Below are 23,601 nucleotides of genomic sequence, written 5' to 3'. Positions count from 1 at the left end.
GTCCATCACACCCTTCTATTTTGATAATTTACTGCTTAAATATAATTTATGCGTGTCTAATAAATGAGCTAATTCCTCAACCACGAGTTCCGTATCGTGATAAGCGCCGCCATTTTTCATACTTAAAAAACTATTTGAAATGACGCGAACTCCCTGACTTCTTAAACCCATAAAGTCATGTTTAACTTGTAATAAATATTCTTCATTCGGTTGATTTAAAATATAGTCTTCTGGTACTTCAGCAATATTCACTAAAACAGTATCAATGTAATGGCCGCCTAAATGTTGATTTAAAACTTCAACATGATTGGCATCCGTAAAGGATTCTGTTTCTCCTAATTGAGTCATAATATTACAAATATAGACCACTTCTGCCGACGTATTGCGAATCGCCTCTCCAATCTCGTCAATCATTAAATTAGGCAGAATGCTTGTATATAGACTCCCCGGTCCTAAAACAATCATATCGGCTTCCATTATCGCTTCGACGACTTTCGGACTGGCAATTTTCGCTTTGTCACCAAGACGGGTCGTAACTGAAACTTCCTTAATCTTTTTGCGATGTTTGGCTATCTGAGACTCACCAACCGCAATCGTACCATCTTCAAATAACGCATTCAATACTAATGGTTCTTGTGCTGCTGGCAATATCTTTCCTTTTACTTTCATAAACTCAGACAATATTTCCAAAGATTTATCCAACGAACCATTCATTTCTTTCAAGGCAGCAATGATTAAATTCCCAATGGCATGTCCTGCTAAAAAGGCATCTTCACTATCAAAGCGATACTGAAATACATCCAGTAATAATGGGTCACTTTCAGATAACGCAACCATACAATTTCGTATGTCGCCCGGAGGAACGACGTTAATATAGTCTCGAATAACGCCACTACTGCCCCCATCATCAGCAACCGTTACGATGGCACTCACATAAGCATTTAAATGCTTGAGTCCTTTTAAAATGACCGGCAGTCCGGTTCCGCCTCCAATAACGGCTACTTTATATTTTAGTTTATTTTCTTCACTCATGATCTAACTACACTTTCTTTTTTCTTAAAGCGATCGCGATGAGAGATTTTAGTCTCATAACCGCTATTCTTTAAATGACGTCCCACTCGTTCAACTAAAGCAATCGAACGGTGTTGTCCTCCAGTACAGCCAATTCCAATCACGACGCTAGACTTACCTTCTTTTTTATAACCTGGTAGACATAATTCAATTAAATCAATAAATTTTGCATAGAAAGCTTGTGTCTCGGGTTGTTTCATTACATAATCGTAGACATCTTGATCCAATCCGGTCTTATCCCTTAGCTCATCCACATAATGCGGATTAGGTAAGAATCGCACATCCATCATCACATCTACATCGATTGGCGCACCATATTTAAAACCAAATGACACTACTTGCACATGAAATGTTGATTGCTTTTCAGTTGCAAAAATACTGATCAATTGTTCACGTAATTGTCTCGGCGTAATATCACTCGTATTAATAATCGTTTGTGCACGACTTCTTAAATCCTTCAGCATTTCACGCTCAAGTTTAATCCCTTCACTCACACGTCCCATGGTTGCTAATGGATGATTTCTGCGTGTTTCTTTATATCTTGATACTAACGCTTGATCATCGGCTTCTAAAAATAGAATCTTGGTGGTAATCATTTGCGTATTATCCATTTTAGAAATAACATTGGTTAATTCATCAAAAAAATCACGCGATCTTAAATCAATTACTAACGCAATCTTCGTAATTTTTCCTGATTCCTTGATTAATTCCCAGAATGTCGGGAGCAAGTTAGGTGGCATATTATCCACGCAATAATATCCCAAATCTTCGAAACTTTGAACTGCAACTGTTTTACCAGCACCACTCATACCAGTAATAATAACTAATTCAAGAGCATCTGACATGGAATCGCCTCATTTCCTTTATTTTTAAATTTATTATAACATACTCCACTATTTATTGTCTTATTTTAGTTCACGGTGTTAAGTTCTTTTGCTATAATGTAGCTATTGAACCATACTAAAGGAGTATGCGTACATGATATTACTACAAGTAAATGATTTGGCAAGACGCTTTGCCGATGAAACCTTATATGAAAATGTTAATTTTAATATTCAAACCCGAGACCGCATTGCTCTCGTTGGTCGTAACGGAACCGGAAAATCAACGCTTATCAAACAAATTATGAACCAAGAACCGATTTCTAGTGGTACCATTTCCAAGGCTAAGGGGCTTAAAATCGGGTATTTAGAACAACATGTAGCGATTGATTCAAAACGAACGATTTGGGAGGAAATGCTTCATACTTTTGAAGCAACCTTAAAATTAAGGGACGAATCCCAAAAAGCGGCTGATCGTTTAGCTCAATTAGCTGATCATCCTGAAAGTACTGAGTACCAAGAAGCTTTACATCAGTATGACCACTTACTAGAAACATTAAATAATAAGAACGCCTATGCCATTGAATCTGAAATTCGAACAGTATTACACGGTTTTCGCTTTTTTGAAGATGATTACCAAACCCCTGTTCAAGCTTTATCTGGTGGGCAAAAAACACGTTTAGCTCTCGCACAAATTTTATTAATGGATTATGACTTATTAATCCTTGATGAGCCTACTAACCATCTAGACATGGAAATGCTCGCTTGGCTCGAACAGTACCTCGTAGGATATAAAGGTGCTCTACTAATCGTCTCCCACGACCGCTATTTTTTAGATAAAATTACCAATCAAGTCATCGAATTGCGTAATCATACTGCTCATCTCTATAAAGGGAATTATTCTTACTATATAGAAGAAAAAGAAGCGCGTTTAGAACGTGAATGGAAAGAATATCAAAAACAACAAGTCACGATCGCAAAACTCGAGGAATTTGTTCAAAAAAATATTGCTCGTGCTTCAACAACAAAGAGAGCTCAAAGTAGACGTAAGCAATTAGAAAAAATTACTCGATTAGAAAAACCAAAACAAGACCAAAAAGCACCACGCATTCAGTTTTTTGCGACTAGCGAAAGTGGCGAACGCGTGCTTGAATTAGAAAATCTAAGCATTGGATATCAGTCTGAAGTAATTGCCGAAAATATTCAGTTGGATTTAAGAAAACAAGAAGCCATCGCCGTCGTCGGCCCAAACGGTGTGGGTAAATCTACTTTATTGAAAACGATAATTGGGGAAATCCCCCTATTAAAGGCGAAATTAGGAGAGGAACCGGATTAGATATTGGGTACTACGCTCAAAACGTGAATATGTTAAATCCTGACTTAACAGTTTTAGAAACACTATGGCAAGCACACGATACAACTGATGAATGGATTATTCGGAGTATTTTAGGTAGTTTCCTTTTTACTGGAGAATCTGTTGAAAAGAAAGTATCGATGCTAAGCGGTGGAGAAAAAGCTCGGCTAACTTTAGCTTTATTAGCTACCGATCATGATAATACCTTAATTTTAGATGAACCTACCAACCACTTGGATATCGATAGTAAAGAAGTATTAGAACAAGCCTTAATCGAATTTGATGGTACACTCTTATTTGTTTCGCACGACCGTTATTTTATCAATCGAATTGCCACCCAAATTTTAGAAATTACGCCATCAGGCTCTACTCTTTATTTAGGTGATTATGATTATTACTTACATAAAAAAGAAGAGCTAGCCGTTCTCAAACAAGAGGCTGAGTTAAAAAATAAAACAAACACCGCCCCGGCTGAAAATATTACTACTAAAGGTAAAGCACAACTATCCTTCGAAGAAAGTAAGCAATATCGTCGTGAATTAAAGAAATTAACACAGCAAGTTGATAAAGTGACAGAAGAGCTGGAATCAGTAGAACAAGCGATTGAAGCTTTACACCATCAAATGGCAGAAGCTTCTACATTGAATCAACAAGACGAATTACTAAAAATGCACGAGGAACTAATGGACTTAGAAAATCGCCAGGAAATCTTAATTGAGGAATGGGAAGAAGCGAGTTTAGCCCTTGAAGCGCTAGAGGAAACAAACATTTAACATGACCGATGTGTTTAAGTAGCATAGACTACTCACTATTACCATTCTAATCTAGTAGCATTGCTTTTGCCGACAGTAGTGAAATGACATCGAGTGATTTTCGTGTATACTATCTTAATGCTTTGCACCAGCGCAAGCATTAAGATAAAGCGTCAGGTTTTCAATCATATTTAATCTTTACTCTACTATGAGGGAGTGAAGAGGCAGTGAGGATGGAGTGATTTCCCTACTGACTCACTCCTTTTTTTAATTGAGACGATTTTATTTATCTTCTTCACATTCATTTTTCTATCAGTAAATATGACAAAAAACAGTCATTGAACTCCTTTATTTGAGTCCGATGACTGTTTCTTTGAAATTATTTAATGAATTATGCTTTACCAGTTGAACCAAACATATCCATTGTTTCTTTAGTAACTTTAACGATTGCTTCTTTACCAGGAGCAATTACTTTACGTGGGTCATAAACTTTATCGTCTGAATTTAATTTTTCACGCACTGCTTTAGTCCATTGTTGTTGTAATTCAGTGTTAACGTTAATTTTAGCATGTCCACGTTCGATAGCTTTTTTAATTTGATAATCAGGGATTCCTGATCCACCGTGTAATACTAATGGTGTTCCTGTTGCATCAGAAATTGCTTGCATTTCATCAAATCCTAAAACAGGTTCTCCATCGTAAGTACCGTGAACTGAACCTAAAGCTGCTGCTAAAGCATCAATCTTAGCTTCAGATACCATACGTTTACATTCTTCTAAGTCAGCATATTTTACGCCACCCGTTACACCGTCTTCAACACCACCAACAGTACCAACTTCAGCTTCTACTGATACACCTTTAGAATGAGCGTATTCAACTAATTCTTTAGTCATTTCGATATTTTCGTCGATAGGGAAATGAGAATGGTCGAACATAACAGAAGTAAATCCAGCATCAATATAATGTTTAGCACTTTCAACAGTTGAACCGTGGTCTAAGTGTAATGCAACTGGAACAGTGATATCCATCGTTTCCATTAAAGCATTAACCATCGCTGCAACAACTTTAGCACCACCCATGTATTTACCAGCACCTTCAGATACACCTAAGATAATTGGTGAATTGTTTTCTTGTGCTGCTTGTAATACTGCTTGAGTCCATTCTAAGTTGTTAATGTTGAATTGACCAACTGCATACTTACCTTCTTTTGCTTTGTTTAACATTTCTGTCATACTAACTAATCTACTCATTATATTTCCTCCTTGAAATCCTTTAGAAATAGTATATGTATTTCACTTAATATTATACTTTATTTTAATGATTAAGGCTAGTGAAAATAACACATCTTTTCACAAATTCATCATGTAAGTGATATTTAATCCTCAACTTCTTCGTCTTCGTCGTATTCTTCGAAATCTTCTTCTTCATCATCTACTAATTCATCATCTTCTTCATCGATTTCAACATCTTCATCAATGTCTTCATCTTCAAAATCAGACAACTCACTTGCATAGTGATCTAACTCTTCTTCATCTTCGTCTTCGTCTTCTTTCGCAATGACTTCGTCGATATCATCCATATCTTCATCATCATCATCGAACTCTTCATCTTCTTCGTCATACACTTCGCCATCTTCTGGGTCATCATCGTTGTAATCGATCATATCTTCATCGTCAGCAAATGCATTTAATTTACGTTTCTTACGACGGCGTTTTGGAACTTCTTCCTCTGCTGAAGTAATAGTTTCTTCGTCGATTGAATCAATTGGATACCATAAACGTAAGCCCCAACGATTATCTCCTAATGAGATGAAGCGTCCATCAATATTTAAATCAGTATAAAATCTTACTAAATTTGCTTCTAATTGGGCTTCATTTAAATCTAAGTATTCTTGAATCATAATTAATAATTCATTAAATTCAATGACATCACCTTTTTGAACTAATATTTCATGAGCAACTTCAATTAATGAAAGTTCCTCGCGGTTCTGACCTTCGAATGCCTTTAACTCCATATCGTCACTTCCTTTATATTTCTACCTTACTATCTTAACGATTTATTGATGATAAATCAATCTAAAATCATAATCACCAATGGGTTTATTTTCATTTAATAGCTGATAATCCACCGAAATTTTATTATCAGCAATACTGATTCGATGTGTTAAGACATCAAACACCATTAATCCCTGTGGTGTCGAATAAACTAATTGGGTTGGCTCTTCTTTATTAAATATTAATCGGGTAGAACCATAACTAATTTCTAAATTTTCATTATTAGGAAACCATTTAACATGAACCACTTGTCCTTGTTGATCTTCGTAAGTAATTTTTTCAAATGAATTGAGTTGATAATACTCACCTTGTGTTTGATGACGCCATTTTTCAATACGTTTTGTCGTAGAATCCATAATTTTCTGGGTCACTTTTACCGTAACGCTTTCACGCTTCACTAATTCACTTCCCCTCTGCTAGTAATTATAACCTATTATTTGCTATAATAAAAAGGAATTAACACGATTTTTACAGTTTATTGGAGGTAAGGTATGTCAGAATTTTTATCGCATCATCATTGGCTTTACACTGAAGTCGGTTCCGGTTCTAATGTAGAGGATGGTTTAGTCGCTTTAAGTTGGCAAGATGCTTTTATTCGCCATATTATAACAATTAATGACCATCCGTCTGATAAATCGTCCCAGGCAAAAGGGATTATTCACTTCTATCGTCTCAATTACCCGACGATATTACTGGGACCAAAAGATACTCGATTAAAAGCATTACCAGAAGGTATAGCGTATTTAAATAAACAAGGATACGCTACCCATTTACGTGCTCACGGTGGACTAGCGGTGGTTAGCGATCCTGGCATTATCAATGTTTCCTTTATCATTAATCTGAAAGAATTCCCGTTAAGTATCGATGAAGGTTATGAGCAAATGATTCAATGGCTCAAAGAAGCTCTTAGTACTTTGGGATTAAATGTCGAAAGCTACGAGGTACCCGATTCCTATTGTCCTGGTACATACGATATTGTCATTCAACAACAAAAAATTGGCGGCATTGCGCAACGTCGTTTTAAAGATGGTGTGGCCGTCGCCGCTTATATCAGTGTCACTGGTAATCAAAAAGAACGATCTGAAATAATCCGGCAATTTTATCAAACATCAGAGGCTGATTCGCAATACCCTAATGTCAATCCTGATGTGATGTCCAACATCAACGACTTCTTAGGTCAATCTATATCTGTCGAAAAGTTTAAACAACTCCTTTTAAATACCGTTCAACAACAAACTAAATTAACTCATTTGCCTAATCCTGACCAAGGTTTAGAGGCACTCTATCAAAAAATGTACCAAAAAACACTTGATCGTAATTACCCTCTACAGATTAATAAATAAGGAGCATCTATATGTCAACATTTCAAGAAAAAGTTATGGCACAAAAGTTACATCGCGAAAAAGTTTTCCGTGACCCTGTTCATGATTATGTTCATATCCATGACAAAATTATTTTAAAATTAATTGATACACGTGAATTTCAACGTTTAAGACGAATCAAGCAACTAGGAACCTCTTCGTTTACGTTCCATGGTGCAGAACATTCTCGCTTTAATCACTCATTAGGGGTATATGAGATTACACGTCGTATCATTGATTTATTCGAACGCCAATACGCAACTAAAAAAGCCAATGATGGCTTATGGAATCCTGATGAGCATATGGTGACGCTTTGTGCGGCCTTATTACACGATATTGGTCACGGCGCATTTTCCCATACCTTTGAAGGTATTTTTAATACGGATCACGAGGCTTTAACACAACAAATTATCACTTCTTCTGAAACAGAAATCAATCAAGTATTGCGCTATTTCGGAGATGATTTCCCTGAAAAAGTAGCCAGTGTCATCAATAAAACTTATCCTAACCAACAAGTAGTACAAATTATCAGTAGTCAAATTGACGCCGACCGAATGGACTATCTTCTTAGAGATGCCTATTATGCTGGTGTCAGTTATGGAACTTTCGACTTAACTCGCGTGCTTAGAGTAATACGTCCTTATAATAACCAAATAGCTTTTGACTATTCGGGAATGCATGCTGTAGAAGATTATGTTGTCAGCCGATATCAAATGTATATGCAAGTTTATTTCCATGGGGTATCGCGTGGAATGGAACAAGTATTAAAGAGCTTATTAGACCGTGCTAAAAAACTCTATTTAGAAGACGAAACACAAATGAAACAACCGGCTGGCTTATTAAAACCATTCTTAACCGGCACCTGGACTTTACAGGATTACTTACTATTAGATGACCATGTAATGAGCACTTATTTCTCAATGTGGATTTATGAAGACGATCCTATTTTATCTGATTTAGCCTATCGCTTCGTCAATCGTAAGCCATTTAAATCGTTAATCGTGACCGAAGAAAATCGCGAAGCCTTAGCTATTGCCCTACAAGATGAAATGATTCAAGCAGGGTTTGACCCAGATTATTACTTTGGTATCAATAGTAGTTATGATTTACCTTACGATTACTATCGCCCTAATCAAAAAAACAACGTACCCAAATTGAATTATTAACCAAAACATACGATAAAGTCGAATTATCACAAGTGAGTGCTTTAGTTAATACCTTAGCTGGAGAAGTAAAAGGAGATTTACGTCTTTATTTCCCAGGGCAATTAATGACATATTTTGAACGTATTCCAGCTGATAAATTGACAAGTAATCAACAAATGATCTTAGTGGCTCATGAAAAAGAATACAATAACACTAACTACCAAATCCAAGAACGACTCTTTAATTAACAACATCTTGATAATCACTAGCTCTAATTACCCGTTAGCCTTGAATATTAAAAAACATAGACAGTGGGCAGTTCAAAATGTTGCATTGAGTTGTTTTTCATATTATTTGACTAACCCTTAGCGTTGAATACGCATCAGCCTAATCTTTAGACACCGTTTAATGCCACTCAACCAATGCACATATCCTAAACGATGATTGGCTGGACTGAAATTATCAAGTTTATACCTAGCCTTTCTTATACTGTTTTGCCCATACCAAACAAACTGAATGATTAAAAATAGCAACTTAATTCAGGTTGATATCCTAAAGGACCAACATCTTTTTGAATTAAGTTGCTATTTTATTCTTATTTTTCAATTAATTCAATCCATTCGCTCACAGTTTTAAAGCCAAGCTTTTGGTAGAGTTTTATCGCTTTTTTATTATCTTTATCGGCTTGAATTTGTAAGGGACGGCGATATTTTTGCGTTAAATAAGTGGTTAATTGAGCTATTGCTTTAGTTCCGAACCCTTTATTTTGTTGTTTTTTCTTAATCGCGACTGCAAACAAATAAATAACCTTAGGATGCACTTCAATCGAACATGTTCCGATAATTTCGTTTTGAATAGAGAATTGATACAATACCATGCTGCTATCTGCTACAACTCGCTCCACAAAAAGCCGTTCTTCATAATATGAATCGTCAAAGCACTCCGCTAATATATGAGCAATTGAATTCAAATCTTGCGGTGATGCACGACTAACCTGTACGACACTATCTTCTTTCTCATCAAACTGACTGTCATACCTTTTATTTTTCTGCTTCTGCACAGCTACAACCGTTTGACCTTCTTCTCCTAAAAACTCTTTTTGATTATCTCCAAATTGTAAAATCAGTTCTGGCATCGCATCAGGATTAAGACGATAACAATTAAAAAATGCTGGATATTGCTGATAAAAGTTACGTTCTATTTTATAACCAATCGCCTTTATTCGATAATCACGACAAATCTGTTTTATTTTAGCAATCATGGCGTCTTTAATTGGCAGCTTTCGATATTGGGGATGGACGACACTTGTTACTTCCGCTAAATCTGTATCCTCTGCGTAGATTGTCCCTACACCAACAAGATGGCTTTGATGATAATATAAAACCAAAAATGGCATCGTTTGATCAAAATTATATTGATTAGATAGAAATAACCAACGATAGGTGTGATCTGCCTGATGAACCAATTGTTCTAATTGATGAATGTTATCTCTTAATTCTGATGCTATATGGTTTAACACAACAATACTCATACTTGACTCCTACTGCAATTCATATTCTATTAAGACACCTTCATTTAACAACAAAATCACGTTGTCGTCAATTCACAAAATAAAAAACCTTCTAGCTATCTCATAAAAATTCGATAGCCAAAAGGTATATTTGTGGTGTGTAGTAAGTAATTACCAAGCAGCTACATTCGCACCGTCGGTAACTTCAGTAATTTTTTCTGCTACTTCCTCTGATTGGTATAATTCAACAATATGTTTGTATAATTCATTTTCAACATCATCTTTACGCGTTACGACCACATTTTTATAGACCTCGTTCACTTTAGCTAAATCTTCTGTGTCAACAAAGATCGCATCTTCTTCGATAGATAAATCATGGTCTAAGGCATAGTTCGTGTTAATTATCGCCGCATCTACGTCTGGTAAACTGACCGCTACTTGAGCAGCATCTAATTCTTTAAACTCTAATTTTTTATCGTTTTTAGTAATGTCTTTTAAAGTTGGTAAAACACCTGCTGCGTCATCTACTTCAATGACACCTGCTTGTTCTAATAATAATAGTGCACGGCCACCATTCGTTGGGTCATTTGGAATAGCTACCACTGCTCCTTCTGCTAATTCATCCAATGAAGTTACGTTTTCAGAATATGCTCCTAGTGGTGAGACATAAGTATAGCCGATTGGTTGTAAATCTTCGTCATTTTCTTTATTCCATTCTTCTAAGTAAGCCACATGTTGGAATGCATTTAGGTCTAAATCACCACTAGCGACTGCCACGTTTGGTTGAACATAATCATTAAATAATTCAACTTCAAGGGTAATGCCTTCTTTTTCTGCTAATTCTGCTACAAATTCCCACACTTCGATTTCATCATCACTGGCCACACCGACTTTAACTGTCTCCCCATCGAATGGTTTATCTTCTGCAAAGGCAGTTGCTGGTGCTACCAAACCTGCTAATAATGCTAATACACTAACTTTTTTTACTAATTTTTTCATATGAATTCTCCTTATGATAAATATTTAAAGATTTTTTACTAACGGGAAAATCATTAAAAACCCGAATATTAATTATTTCGCTTAGTTATTGTGTTATATTCCTGAATAATAGGCCTTGGAAGGAACGATAAGGCATCATACTTCCTCCTCCAGGTTATCAATTATATTGTACTACTCTGCTTCCGTTGTCTCTTCCGTTGCGGCCTCTTCTGTTTGTTCCTCGATTACCGGTGCATTTTCCCAAACCGGTTTGTCGCCACCATTCGTTGTATCATAAATTGCTTGCGCTACTGCATCGGTTTGATAAAGTTCAACAATTTTTAAGTATAATGGATTTTCTTTATCTTCTTCTCTAGCCACAATCGAGTTTTTATATTTCTCGCTTAATTTTTCTGGATAATCAGCATCTACAAAGATAGCATCTTTTAATGATAAGCCAGCATCATTGGCGAAGTTCGTGTTAATAATAGCTGCATCCACATCAGGTAAGGTTGCTGCTAATTGCGCCGCATCTAATTCCTCAATTTTGATATTTTTAGGGTTTTCTGTAATGTCTTCTGGCGTTACTAAAATTCCTGCGTCATCATCAATTTCCAATACTCCTGCTAATTCTAAGGCTAATAATGCGCGTCCACCATTTGTTGGATCGTTCGGGATAGCGACTGTACCGCCTTCTGGTAATTCATCTAAAGACTTAATTTTTTCAGAATAGGTGCCCATTGGCGATACGAAGGTAAATCCTATCGGAACTAAACTACCATCATTAGATTCATTCCAGTTATCTAAGAAAGCAATGTGTTGAAACGCATTTAAATCAATTGAGCCATTTTGTAAAGCTTCATTCGGTTGATTGTAGTCGGTGAAAAATTGTAATTCAACTTCAATCCCTTCGGCCTTCGCTTGATCAACCACTACTTGCCAGACATCTTCAGCCGAACCCGGTACGATTCCAACGGTAACCTTTTCCCCTTCAAATTCATTTTTTCTTCTGCTTCCACATTGGTGATAAAAGGTAAGGTTAAAGCGCTCGTTAATAAAGTTAATGAAATAGTTTTAATAAATTTTTTCATAAAATCAAATCCTTTCTTAGTAAGTCAAACTTGACCGATAAATTGTTAATTAGTGTTCAATTTTTTTAATAATCCAATTGAAAATTAGTTGTGTTACAAAGACAATCACTAAAATTAAGAATGTTGCGACTAAAATAACATCCATTTTACTACGATTATAGCCTCTGGCAATCGCTATCGTTCCTAGCCCTCCACCTGCTACCGCACCAGCCATTGCCGTTAAGCTAATGACATTGATAACGGTTGAGGCACTCACCCGTAACAATGACGGTAAACCTTCTCTTAAATAGACTCTAACAATAATATCCCATGGACTACATCCCATTGATTGTGCTGCTTCAATCACACCTGAATCTACTTCTAAAAGAGCAATTTCAACTTGTCGTGCGAAAAATGGAATCGTCGCAAAGATAATCGGCACACTAGCCGCTGTTGACCCAATAGTTGTTCCGACAATAAAACGTGTGACATTTATCAGTAAAGCTAAAAGTATGATAAAGGGGATTGAACGAAAGATATTGATAAAGGCATCCAGAATTTTATAGATAACTTTATTTTCTAAAATGCCCCCAGGTCGTGTCACTGTTACCATGACACCGACAATCAATCCTAATATACCAGCAAAAATGATGGTCAAGAGTAACATATAGACCGTTTCCCAAGACGCTTTCACGATATCGTCAAGTAATTTATAAACATCTGGCATATTGGTTTCAATAAATTGCATCATGCCTCATCAGCCTCCTTTTGAACATATTGTTGAAACAATGTTTGTACCGAATCAACTTTTACTGAGTTTTGCTTTAAAAATTCAGTAGCAGCATTAATTTGTTGCGGTTCTCCTTTTAAAGCGACTAATAAATTGCCAACAGGTGTATTTTGAATAATTTCAATATGACCGTATAAGATGTTAATTTCAATCCCATATTCACGAATAACCTCTGTAATAAACGGTTGCGTCGTTTGATCACCCGTATAGGTTAATCTGGCTAATTCAGATTCATGACTAATGGAAATGGTTTGAGGATGTTTCAAGACTAATTCAATCTCTTGGTCAAAATGGGTTGCTGTATTAATGAATTCTTTAGTTAGACTTTGTTTAGGTTGTGTAAAGATTTCTAGTATACTACCTTCTTCTAGGACATGTCCATTTTCCATTACTGCCACTCGATCACATAAATCCTTGACAACTGCCATTTCGTGGGTAATCACCACCATCGTGATATTTAATTTTTGATTCAACTCTTTTAACAGTTTTAAAATTGAGCTGGTAGTTTTTGGATCCAAAGCACTGGTTGCTTCATCACAAAGTAAGACATCCGGATCATTGGCTAATGCTCTCGCAATTGCCACCCGTTGTTTTTGTCCACCTGACAGTTGACTTGGATAACTATCGGACTTTTCTTTTAGTCCAACTAAATTCAATAATTCAGCCACTTTATGAGCGACTTCTTTTTTCGAAAGCCCACTGCCTTTTAATGGAAATGCAACATTATCAAAAATCGTTCTTGAATTCATTAAATTAAAGTGTTGAAATATCATACCGATTTTTTTGCGTGCTGTCCTTAATTCTGCGGGTGCTAATTCAATTAAGTTTTGTCCATTAACAATTACTGACCCATGTGTTGGTCTTTGTAATAAATTAATCGTTCTAACTAAAGTACTTTTTCCGGCTCCACTGTAGCCGACTATTCCAAATATTTCGCCGCGATTAATTGTTAAATTGACATCTTTTACTGCAGTTACGACATTATCTTTTTGTTTAAAGACAACATCAATGTCTTTTAATTCAATCATTCTAATCCCTCCCAATAAAAAAACTCTCATCCTATCATAAATAAAGGACGAGAGTTATCATTTCGTGGTACCACCTTTTTTTGTTAAATTATTGCTAATTTAACCTCATACAGTACAGTCAAACATGTATTAACGATACTGTGCCATTTTAACGGTTGGATCCGTCCACTCTTATTGTCTAGCATTCAGAGTGACCGCTCAGTGGCCATTTTCAAATTAAGTTCATTTACTTACTTTCACCAAATGTAAGCTCTCTAGGAAATGTCCATTAATTTTACTTTCCACATCAATGCGTTTATTTATATTATGTAGCTATCATACAGGATAATTTTTTCTTTGTCAACAATTATTAATAAATTTCTCATTTTTCTCATTTTTGATTAATTAATTGTTATATCGCGGTTTTTTATGCTACAATTTAAGAAATAATAATAGAAAGTTGGGATAACGGTGAAATTTAATCAACAACTTAATCATTTACAACCAAGCCCTATTCGTTCTTTCAACGAGGAAATTTCGAAAATTGAAGGCTTAATTCCTTTAACAATTGGTGAACCTGATTTTAATACCCCTGATTTTATTAAAGAAGCGGCGATTCAATCGATAAAGGATGATCTAAATGGCTACTCTCATTCACGTGGTATGATAGAATTACGTCAAGCCATTGCACGCTATGTCTTACGTAAATATGATTTATCTTACTCGCCTGATACAGAAATCATTGTTACGTCAGGACCTACGCAAGCTTTATTTGCTAGTTTCTTAACGATTTTAAATCCCGGTGATAAAGTGCTAATCGCGTCTCCAAACTATGTTATCTATAATACTCAAGTGAGCTTAGCACATGGAGAAATGGTCATGGTTGATACAAGTGATACAAACTTTATCTTTACACCAGAAAAGTTAGAAGCTGCCATAATCGATAATCCTGGCACAACAGCTATTTTACTAAACCATCCTGCTAATCCAACTGGTGGTACCTATACTGAACAACAACTGCGTGCATTAGTACCGATTATCGAAAAATATGATTTATGGGTCATTTCTGATGAAATTTATGGGGAATTGTCTTATGATTATCCTCATTATTCAATGGCTAAATTGTTAAGAGAACGTACGATTCTTATTAATGGTTTATCAAAATCGCATGCAATGACCGGCTGGCGCAGTGGTTTTCTAGCAGCACCGGCTGAAGTGGCCAACCAGTTATTTAAAGTCCATCAAGCAATGGTCAATACTCCTAATACGCAAATGCAATACGCTAGTATTGTCGCATATGACCATGGAGACGATGCTATCGAAGAAATGCGCACTATTTATAAAGAACGCCGTGATTTCTTAATGCAAGCTTTTAAAGAAATAAATATTGAAACTTTAAACCCTCAAGGTGCTTTCTACTTATTTGTTAAAGTTCCTGATTGGTACCAAGGCAATGATCGTGATTTCTGTTTAGATTTAGCACATCAAGCCAAAGTAGGCGTTGTACCAGGTTCAGGTTTTGGACCAGCCGGTAAAGATCACTTCCGAGTCAGCTATGCCGCTAGTCTTGAGACTTTAAAAGAGGCAATGAAACGTATTACTGCTTTTGTAAAGGAGCATCTACCTTCATAAAATGGCCTCACTTTTAGATAAATTAAAACCCTCAAATGTAACTGTTTTGAGGGTTTTTTGTGATGTTATGATGGATTTGATTGCTACTTAATTCGATAAAAATTTGAATTTACACAAATGTTTTCAGTTCAAACAGCGTATCTATCAGTAGGAGGTTGTAAAATGACAGTACTATTCTTTATAATCGGGACTTGTCTGGCTTCATTTTTTACCTGTATAGCCAGTGAACAAACTATCAACTTTACACGTCGTTCTCATTGTGATAACTGCCGTCACGCATTAGAAGCAATCGATCTGATGCCCTTGGTTTCATTTTTAATATTAAAAGGAGCCTGTCGTCATTGTCACACGAGCTTAAATCGTAATTATTTTTTTCTTGAATTACTGGGTGGTTGCTTTGGTCTTTCTCTTTATTATTTACAATTCAATAGGTTTTACGAAGGTTATCTATTATCACTCATTATTTGCTGGTTACTTTTATTAAGCATTGAGGATTATTTTCATTTACAAGTCAATTGGTGGGGATTATTCATCTTAGGCGTTCTTTGTCTGTTTAATAGACAGTCACTGTGGGTTGCAGTCGTTATATGGTTATTATTGGAAACAATCATTTATTATCGTCCTACGGCTTTCGGAGGAGCGGATGCCAAAATAATCGGCTTATTAGCTTGCACCTTAGAAGAAATGACCATCCCTTATTTCATCTTAGGCGCAGCCTTGTTCGGCCTTCTTTATTCCATATTACAATATCACCACACCAAACGCTGGAATGCCATTCCTTTTATCCCTAGCATCGCAATCAGTTATCTATTTTGTTTATTCTTATAAAAAAGGGCTCTATACTTTTTGGTGTAAGCGGGAGTTGGCAAGAAGTAGAAAATCAGTTGATTTTCGCTTCGTCTGCCCACCCCGCACAGTTGGGAGTGGACCAAAAGTAGAAAATCAAATGATTTTCGCTTTGTCTGTCCACCCCCGCACAGTTGAGTAGGTCTCAAGCAAGTCATTAAGACGCAGATTGAGACCACTCAACCACTGCGCTTTGAATAAAATAGATATGCCTGAGCAGAATTTAAATAGTTTTTGCCCCGCCTCATTCACACCATTTGACAAGGAGCCTAAAAAAGTAGGTAGGAAGTAGAAAATCTCAAAATTTTCCCTTCGGCTACCTACTCAACTATTATTTAGCAAGTTAAAATGAGAAATTATATGGAACATCCATATAGTCATCATCATCATTTTCAATGTTACTATCGATGAAATATAATAGCGTTTGAAGTTCTGTCGTTAAGTCAACATTTTGAATTCTGACCGATTTCGGCACATCAAATCTAAGTGGCGTAAAATTCATAATTCCTTTAATGCCTACATTAACAAGACGTTCCACCACTTTTGGTGCTACTTCCTGAGGAACAGTTAAAATGACCACTTCAATTGCTTGGGCTTCGATTTGTTCTTCTAATTCATCCATGGAATAAACTGGAACTCCAGATAATATTTTTCCAATTAAGTCTTGATTAACGTCAAATGCTGCCCCAATACGCACATTATTATTTTTTCTAAAATTATAATTTAATAAAGCATTACCTAAATGGCCAACACCAATCAAACCTATTGAAGTTAAGCGATCTTGATTCAATGCTTTACTAAAGAAATCCAATAAATAATCTACATCATAGCCATAGCCACGTTTTCCTAATGCCCCAAAATAAGAGAAATCGCGTCGAATGGTTGCACTATCAACTCTCACGGCTTCACTTAATTCAGTTGATGAAATTCTCTTTTTTCCTGCATTATGTAAAAATCGTAAATAGCGATGGTAGATTGGTAATCGCTTGGCAGTTGCTTTTGGTATATCCTTGTGCATAATTTCCCCTACCTTTTCACTAATCTAATGTTATAAACTATTATAACTATCAAGATTATAGCAAAATTTCACAAAGATATCTAGTGACTTTTACTTATTTGTATATAAAATCACAATTGTTTTCGTAAAAGAATTCATTATCTTATAAGATGATTATGGAGGCTATCGTAAGAGTTTTATGAGGTCAGGCAGAAACTTTAAAAATTCTCTGTGGTTTCAACTAATTATTTTATAGCGTAAAGGCAGTGGCCTCAACTTGTATCAAGTCCATAATATTGTGTAAAAATAACTAGCACATTTTTTATTCCATTTCTTCCCCGCACTCATAAAAAAAACTGGGAGTGGGCAAGAAGTAGAAAATTAAATAATTTTCGCTTCGTCTGCCCACCCCCGCACAGTTGAGTAGGTCTCAAACAAGTCGTTAAGACGAAGTTTGAGGCCACTCAACCACTGCGCTATTAATTAATGAACAATAACCTTAACTAAATTTATCAGGTTTATGCCCAGCCCCAGTCATAATGCTATTACTATTCTCCAATTAATTCTTGAATCGCTGTTTCTAATTTTTCTGCTTTTTCTTCTACTTCAACTTTAGATTGACCGGTTGTTCCTAAATATAATTTAATTTTAGGCTCTGTACCACTTGGTCTAAAGGCAACCCAACTGCCATCTGCTAAAGTATATTTTAAAGCATCAGATGATGGGTACGCTAATTGACGTTCCTTACCATCGCTTAACTTTAATGTTCCAGCTAAATAATCAGCCGTTTTTTCGACTGCGAGTCCACCCATTTCTGAGATACCCTCTTGACGAATATTCGCCATTAATTCTTTCATTTTTGCTTGACCAGATAACCCTGGGAAAGAAAGTGAAATCGTCTTTTCATAGAAATGACCATATTTTTCATACATTTGGTTAATCGCATCTGCTAAAGTGCGACCTTCTTTCTTATGATAAGCTGTTAATTCAGCTAACACTACTAATGCTTGAATCGCATCCTTATCACGTACAAATGGCTTGATTAAGTAACCGTAACTTTCTTCAAACCCCATTAGGAATGTATGTTCGCCCGTTTCTTCGTATTGTTGAATTTTTTCTGCAATGAACTTAAATCCAGTTAATACTTCTACCATCGTTAGGCCATAGCTTTGCATAATGGCATCCGCTAAATTAGTCGACACAATCGATTTAACAGCTGCACCATTTTCAGGTAGTGCTCCTTTATGCTGTAAGGCGTTTAAAATATAGTCTAACATCAATGAAGCAATTTGGTTCCCGGTAATTAATTGATAGGCTCCATCCGCTGTTTTTACTTTTGCTCCTAAGCGATCCGCATCTGGGTCTGTCGCTAAAATAATATCAGCATCCACTTTAACCGCCAATTCTTCGGCTAAATCGAAAGCGGCATCAGATTCTGGGTTAGGTGATGCAACAGTTGAGAAATCGCCATCTGGTTTTGCTTGTGCTTCTACCACCTTAATATCTTTGAAACCGGCTTGTTCTAAAGCTTTCATCCCTAAGTATAAACCTGTCCCATGTAATGGTGTATAAACAATATTGACTTGGTCAGCCATTTCATTGACTAATTCTTGATTAATGGTCACAGCTTTCATTTCTTCTAAATAAGCTTGATCCACAAGATCGCCAATAATCTCAATAATTCCTGAACCTAACAATTCAGTTTTATTACCGACTTCAACCGTTAATGGATTCTCAATCGCACGTACATATTTCGTTAAATTGTCTGCATCTTCTGGTGGCATTTGTCCACCATCCGCGCCATATACCTTGTAACCATTATACTCTGCTGGGTTATGACTGGCTGTAATCATGATACCAGCGAAGGCATTTAAATGTCTCACAGCAAATGAAAGAACCGGTGTCGGTCTTAAACTTTCATACACATAACTCTTAATCCCTTGTTTCCCTAAAACAAGAGCGGCTTCCATTGCAAATTCTGGAGAAAAATGTCGTGAATCATAAGCGATAGCGACACCACGTTTTTTTGCTTCCTCACCATTTTCAATGATTAATTGCGCTAATCCTGCTGTCGCTTGACGAACTGTGAAAAGGTTCATACGGTTAGGTCCTGCACCTAATACACCACGCATACCAGCCGTTCCAAAACTTAAACTAGTTGAGAATGCATCTTCTAAAGTTGCTTCATCCACACTTTCGATTTCTGATCGAAGTGCTTCATCTAAACCATCAAAATTTTTCCACGTTTCCAACGTATTATGCCATGACATACGTTATCACTCCTCTCATATCGCTTTCAGTATACCATGATTTTCAAAAAACTACTATAAAAATTTATAATAGTGCTTTTTAGACTTCTGTTCCTCCAGTAATTTTGAGGTCATGCTGATTTTTAATAATCGTTGCTAAGGTGATTTCAATCGCTTTTACTATCTGATCCAAAGCCATCGAAGGCTGATTTGGTTGGTCAACGACTTGACTAGGTAAATATGGAATATGCATAAATCCACCAATAGTATTCACTTTTTGAGCCGCTAATGTATCTAATAAGTAATACATCAAATGATTGCAGACAAAGGTCCCTGCTGAATTGGAAACAATAGCTGGAATGTGATGTTGTTTTAGCGCTTGAACGATACGCTTATTAGGTAATGTGGTAAAGTAAGCCGGTGCGCCTTGGGGATTAATCACCTCATCAATCGGTTGGTTGCCCTCATTATCCGGTATGCGGGCATCATCCATGTTAATGGCAACTCTTTCTAAGGAGATTGCTGAACGTCCTCCAGCTTGACCTACTAAGAGCACCGCGTCCGGTTGTTCTTTCAGCAAATAATCTTGTAATAAGCGACCACTTTTATGAAATACGGTTGGTATTTCATAGGTTACAACTTGCGTATCTCCAATTAGCGTTGGCAATCGTTTAATCGCCTCTAGTGCTGGATTAATCTGTTCGCCACCAAATGGATCAAAGCCTGTTACCATTATTTTTTTCATCGTACTTTCTCTCCTCAACAAAGAAAAAAGTGTCGTAACGATTAAAATAGAAAATGAAAATTTTCGTTTCCACTGCTATTATTAATCATTACGACACTCCTTCTTATCGTCTTACTTGCTTAATCTTTTAAACTCATTAAATATTGATAAGCCATGTGTCCAGCTTGACTACCATCGCCAACGGCAGTCGCAATTTGGCGTAAATTGGTGTGACGTACATCGCCAACAGCAAACAAGCCAGGTACGCTTGTTTCCATTTGATTATTGGTCACAATCCATCCTTCTTCGTTAGTAACATTCAATGCTTTTACAGTATCAGAGTTTGGTATTAATCCAACATACACAAACACACCATCAGCTTCAATTGTACTGGTTTCATCGGTTTTTACATTGCGGACTTTTACACCTTCCACATTATTTTCTCCGATAATTTCTTCAACGACAGTATCCCAAACAAAATTCACTTTTTCATTCGCAAAAGCTCTATTTTGCAATACTTTTTGCGCACGCAATTCATCTCGACGATGAATAATCGTTACTTTGTCAGCAAACTGAGTTAAATAAGTTCCCTCTTCAACAGCAGAATCACCGCCACCTACGACGATAACATGACGATTTCTAAAGAAGAATCCATCACAGACCGCACAATAAGAAACGCCTTTACCCGCCAACAGTTCTTCGCCTGGCACACCAAGTTTTCGTTGATTAGCACCTGTCGCAACAATCACGACCGGCGCTTGATAGATTGTTTTGCTAGTGTGGATCTTTTTAGTTAAGCCTTCGACTTCTATTTTTTCCACATCGCCATAAACATGCTCTGCCCCGAAAGCCATGGCACTTTCGAAAATATGGTTCGCTAATTCTGGTCCACTGATTAGTTTAAATCCAGGATAGTTTTCAACATCAGCCGTATTGTTTATTTCACCACCAGGCATCCCTTTTTCAATAATAATCGTCTTTAAATTCGCTCTTGAAGCATACAATGCGGCTGTTAGCCCTCCTGGGCCAGCACCGACAATGATGACATCGGCTTGAACAAGCTCTTTATCTGCAGTTGTCATTCGTTTCCCACTTTCTATTTTGATTTCTTATTCATCTTACCACGAGTATTCACTTTTGAATATCTTTTTGCTTGATTACAAAATGACAAAAAGAATAGGCTAGACGTAGAAAATTCAATGAATTTCACTTCGCCAGCCCACTCCGTACAATTTCGTCATAAAAAAACTACTTTATAATCTTCACTTCGACATGCTTAAACTTGCAATCTTGTTGGAATAAAATTCTCTCGAATTGCTAGGAGTTTTCCGATTAACCTTTTGCTTGTGTTTCACGGTATTGGATTCAGTCATAAAGCCAAAAATGAGCGAGATACTTAATCCTGACTGATTGCTTCTTGTTTTCCTTCTCGTAACATTAATCCTTCGACTGCCTCGCGTACTGGAACTCCCTGATATAAGGCTGAATAAATAGCATTGGTAATGGGCATTTCCACTTGCTCTTCATTAGCTAAATCATAGGCCACCGCTGTCGTCGTGATCCCCTCTACTACCATATCAATTTCTTGAGCGACCTCTTCTTTAGTCAGACCTTGAGCTAATAAATTTCCTGCTTGCCAGTTACGGGAATGAGGACTCGTACAAGTGACCACTAAATCACCAACACCACTCAATCCTAAAAAAGTCAATGGATCCGCCCCTAATTTGACCCCTAAACGGGTAATCTCAGCTAACCCACGAGTCACCAGCCCAGCTTTGGCATTATCGCCATAACCTAAGCCCACTAAAATCCCTGCTCCTAAGGCAATGATATTTTTTAATGCTGCTCCGAGTTCAACACCCAATACATCTTGATTTGTATACACTCTAAAATACTGGTTCATAAAAATTGCTTGAACTTTTTGTGCTACCTTAAGATTCTCACTAGCAGCCGTAACCGTTGTTAAATCTCGACGTGCAACTTCTTCGGCGTGACTTGGTCCAGAAAGCACCACTGGTTCCGGATATCCTTGTCCTTTTAACACTGCTTCGATGACTTGCGTCATTCGTAAATGAGTGTGAGGTTCTAATCCTTTAGTAGCATGAACGATCAGCGGTTTAGTTGGTTGATCTTGAAGGACGGCTTCGATTCGTTGAACGATTTCTCTCATTGCATGTGTTGGAATCACAATTAAAATAGCTTCCGCACGTTGGACAGCAGCTTCAAAATCAGCAGTCGCTACTAGTGTAGCAGGTAAATGCGTCTTTTTTAAATAACGGTGATTAGTATGACCTTGATTAATTTCCTCTACGACACGTTTGTCTCGTCCCCAAATTAATACTTCATGATTGTTTTCCGCCAGTACTTTAGCTAAAGCCGTTCCCCAAGAACCTGTTCCTAAAACTGTTACTTTCACGATAAAAACCTCCTAATATCGGTTGTCAGTATAATCCGATACCAACAAATCTTTTCTTCGCCATAAAATAAAAACAATCGATAAGATGACAAACACTCCCGCTAACCATTGAGAAACACGCAATGGTCCTAAATAGAGACTATCTGTACGCATACCTTCAATTACCATCCGTCCAAGACCATACCACAATAAATATCCCGCTGCGACTTCGCCATCTTTTAAAAGACCTGGCATTCGTCTCAAAATAATTAAAATGATAAATCCAATAAAATTCCATACCGATTCATATAAAAAGGTAGGATGGTGATAAGCCCCGTTAATATGCATTTGTTCAATTAACCATTCGGGTAAATGTAACGTCTCTAAAAAACCACGAGAAACTTCATAGCCGTAAGCTTCTTGGTTCATAAAGTTTCCCCAACGACCAATGGCTTGCGACAATAATACACCTGGAGCTGCAACATCTAGTGTGGTAATGAATGGTAATTGGTATTTCTTAGTTAAGCAATAGATTGTCAGAATACCAGCAAGCACTCCTCCATAAATCGCAATGCCGCCTTCCCAAATACTAAAAATATGGGTTGGATTCGCTAAATAAAAATCTAATCTAAAGAGTACATAATAAATTCTTGCTCCAATAAACCCGATGATAATTGTCCAAAAAATTAAATCTGACATTTTTTCACCATCAAGTTGTTTTTTTCGCGCCTCAGCACCAATTAATAGATAGGCTAAAAGTATTCCTAACCCAATAATGATGCCATACCAATGAACTGGCCAACCAAATAATTCAAAAGCGATAGGCGACAATTGTCCTAATATCAT

At 36.7% G+C, this 23,601-nt stretch carries 20 protein-coding genes, 2 pseudogenes and 1 other annotated feature; of the genes and pseudogenes, 6 read left to right on the top strand and 16 right to left on the bottom strand.

Annotated elements, in window-relative coordinates; translation table 11 throughout:
- Positions 1-15 precede the first annotated feature (15 nt).
- Positions 16-1,032 carry a YvcK family protein gene (locus LB888_RS06100; RefSeq protein ID WP_318752257.1) on the bottom strand — a complete coding sequence of 339 codons (1,017 nt, stop codon included), beginning with the start codon at positions 1,030-1,032 and terminating at the stop codon, positions 16-18.
- The gene (gene rapZ / locus LB888_RS06095; protein ID WP_318752256.1) at positions 1,029-1,916 is read right to left on the bottom strand and encodes an RNase adapter RapZ; all 888 of its coding nucleotides are present in this window, start codon (positions 1,914-1,916) and stop codon (positions 1,029-1,031) included. Before rapZ ends, LB888_RS06100 begins: the two co-directional genes overlap by 4 nt.
- A 133-nt stretch (positions 1,917-2,049) precedes the next feature.
- Here rapZ and LB888_RS06090 point away from each other — a divergent pair.
- Positions 2,050-4,019: pseudogene (locus LB888_RS06090) on the top strand (ABC-F family ATP-binding cassette domain-containing protein).
- Between the two features lie 370 nt (positions 4,020-4,389).
- Here the strand turns inward: LB888_RS06090 and fba are convergent.
- The 3 genes from fba to LB888_RS06075 all read right to left on the bottom strand — a co-directional run bounded on the left by fba (position 4,390) and on the right by LB888_RS06075 (position 6,449).
- Positions 4,390-5,247: a class II fructose-1,6-bisphosphate aldolase gene (gene fba, locus LB888_RS06085; RefSeq protein ID WP_318752255.1), complete on the bottom strand. Its 858-nt coding sequence runs from the start codon at positions 5,245-5,247 to the stop codon at positions 4,390-4,392.
- Positions 5,248-5,372: 125 nt separating this feature from the next.
- Complete coding sequence (rpoE, locus tag LB888_RS06080) at positions 5,373-6,011, bottom strand: DNA-directed RNA polymerase subunit delta (RefSeq protein WP_318752254.1); 639 nt, start codon at positions 6,009-6,011, stop codon at positions 5,373-5,375.
- A gap of 42 nt (positions 6,012-6,053) precedes the next feature.
- On the bottom strand, positions 6,054-6,449 hold the full coding sequence (locus LB888_RS06075; protein WP_318752253.1) for a DUF1934 domain-containing protein: 396 nt from the start codon (positions 6,447-6,449) through the stop codon (positions 6,054-6,056).
- Positions 6,450-6,542: 93 nt separating this feature from the next.
- Here LB888_RS06075 and LB888_RS06070 point away from each other — a divergent pair, with 93 nt between their 5' ends.
- Together LB888_RS06070 and LB888_RS06065 are read left to right on the top strand one after the other, a co-directional pair.
- On the top strand, positions 6,543-7,394 hold the full coding sequence (locus LB888_RS06070; RefSeq protein WP_318752252.1) for a lipoyl protein ligase domain-containing protein: 852 nt from the start codon (positions 6,543-6,545) through the stop codon (positions 7,392-7,394).
- Positions 7,395-7,405: 11 nt separating this feature from the next.
- A pseudogene (locus tag LB888_RS06065) lies at positions 7,406-8,805 on the top strand (HD domain-containing protein).
- 347 nt (positions 8,806-9,152) lie between these two features.
- On the opposite strand, the gene LB888_RS06060 reads toward LB888_RS06065, so the two are convergent.
- The 5 genes from LB888_RS06060 to LB888_RS06040 form a co-directional block, all read right to left on the bottom strand.
- Positions 9,153-10,088 carry a GNAT family N-acetyltransferase gene (locus LB888_RS06060; RefSeq protein WP_318752251.1) on the bottom strand — a complete coding sequence of 312 codons (936 nt, stop codon included), beginning with the start codon at positions 10,086-10,088 and terminating at the stop codon, positions 9,153-9,155.
- A gap of 150 nt (positions 10,089-10,238) precedes the next feature.
- Positions 10,239-11,066 carry a MetQ/NlpA family ABC transporter substrate-binding protein gene (locus LB888_RS06055; protein WP_078755259.1) on the bottom strand — a complete coding sequence of 276 codons (828 nt, stop codon included), beginning with the start codon at positions 11,064-11,066 and terminating at the stop codon, positions 10,239-10,241.
- A gap of 171 nt (positions 11,067-11,237) precedes the next feature.
- Positions 11,238-11,978 carry a MetQ/NlpA family ABC transporter substrate-binding protein gene (locus LB888_RS06050; RefSeq protein ID WP_318752250.1) on the bottom strand — a complete coding sequence of 247 codons (741 nt, stop codon included), beginning with the start codon at positions 11,976-11,978 and terminating at the stop codon, positions 11,238-11,240.
- Between the two features lie 207 nt (positions 11,979-12,185).
- Positions 12,186-12,866, bottom strand: a complete 681-nt coding sequence (locus LB888_RS06045; protein WP_318752249.1) for a methionine ABC transporter permease — start codon at positions 12,864-12,866, stop codon at positions 12,186-12,188.
- A complete protein-coding gene (locus LB888_RS06040; RefSeq protein WP_311920483.1) occupies positions 12,863-13,933 on the bottom strand; it encodes a methionine ABC transporter ATP-binding protein in 1,071 nt (356 codons plus the stop codon). Before LB888_RS06040 ends, LB888_RS06045 begins: the two co-directional genes overlap by 4 nt.
- Positions 13,934-13,973: 40 nt before the next feature.
- Positions 13,974-14,232, bottom strand: a binding site (T-box leader).
- A 151-nt stretch (positions 14,233-14,383) separates the two neighbouring features.
- On the opposite strand from LB888_RS06040, the gene LB888_RS06035 reads away from it, so the two are divergent.
- The 3 genes from LB888_RS06035 to LB888_RS06025 all read left to right on the top strand — a co-directional run bounded on the left by LB888_RS06035 (position 14,384) and on the right by LB888_RS06025 (position 16,532).
- Positions 14,384-15,544 (top strand): pyridoxal phosphate-dependent aminotransferase, encoded by a 1,161-nt coding sequence (locus LB888_RS06035; RefSeq protein WP_318752248.1) that lies wholly within the window; start codon positions 14,384-14,386, stop codon positions 15,542-15,544.
- Positions 15,545-15,706: 162 nt separating this feature from the next.
- Positions 15,707-16,372 carry a prepilin peptidase gene (locus LB888_RS06030; protein ID WP_318752247.1) on the top strand — a complete coding sequence of 222 codons (666 nt, stop codon included), beginning with the start codon at positions 15,707-15,709 and terminating at the stop codon, positions 16,370-16,372.
- Between the two features lie 34 nt (positions 16,373-16,406).
- On the top strand, positions 16,407-16,532 hold the full coding sequence (locus LB888_RS06025; protein ID WP_318752246.1) for a hypothetical protein: 126 nt from the start codon (positions 16,407-16,409) through the stop codon (positions 16,530-16,532).
- Between the two features lie 201 nt (positions 16,533-16,733).
- Here the strand turns inward: LB888_RS06025 and LB888_RS06020 are convergent, their stop codons facing one another.
- The 6 genes from LB888_RS06020 to lgt form a co-directional block, all read right to left on the bottom strand.
- On the bottom strand, positions 16,734-17,408 hold the full coding sequence (locus tag LB888_RS06020; protein ID WP_066125313.1) for a redox-sensing transcriptional repressor Rex: 675 nt from the start codon (positions 17,406-17,408) through the stop codon (positions 16,734-16,736).
- Between the two features lie 527 nt (positions 17,409-17,935).
- Positions 17,936-19,657: a phospho-sugar mutase gene (locus LB888_RS06015; protein ID WP_318752245.1), complete on the bottom strand. Its 1,722-nt coding sequence runs from the start codon at positions 19,655-19,657 to the stop codon at positions 17,936-17,938.
- A gap of 79 nt (positions 19,658-19,736) precedes the next feature.
- Entirely contained in the window at positions 19,737-20,381 is a 645-nt protein-coding gene (pcp, locus tag LB888_RS06010; protein ID WP_318752244.1) for a pyroglutamyl-peptidase I, read from the bottom strand.
- A 119-nt stretch (positions 20,382-20,500) separates the two neighbouring features.
- Positions 20,501-21,442, bottom strand: a complete 942-nt coding sequence (trxB, locus tag LB888_RS06005) for a thioredoxin-disulfide reductase (protein ID WP_318752243.1) — start codon at positions 21,440-21,442, stop codon at positions 20,501-20,503.
- Positions 21,443-21,756: 314 nt separating this feature from the next.
- Positions 21,757-22,776, bottom strand: coding sequence for an NAD(P)H-dependent glycerol-3-phosphate dehydrogenase (locus LB888_RS06000; RefSeq protein ID WP_318752242.1), 1,020 nt, complete (start codon positions 22,774-22,776; stop codon positions 21,757-21,759).
- 12 nt (positions 22,777-22,788) lie between these two features.
- Entirely contained in the window at positions 22,789-23,598 is an 810-nt protein-coding gene (gene lgt, locus LB888_RS05995) for a prolipoprotein diacylglyceryl transferase (RefSeq protein WP_318753959.1), read from the bottom strand.
- Positions 23,599-23,601: the final 3 nt, after the last annotated feature.

Origin of the sequence: Globicatella sp. PHS-GS-PNBC-21-1553 (assembly GCF_033564055.1) — a bacterium.
GTDB classification, from domain to species: domain Bacteria; phylum Bacillota; class Bacilli; order Lactobacillales; family Aerococcaceae; genus Globicatella; species Globicatella sulfidifaciens.
This window is presented reverse-complemented; position numbering and strand designations above follow the sequence as displayed.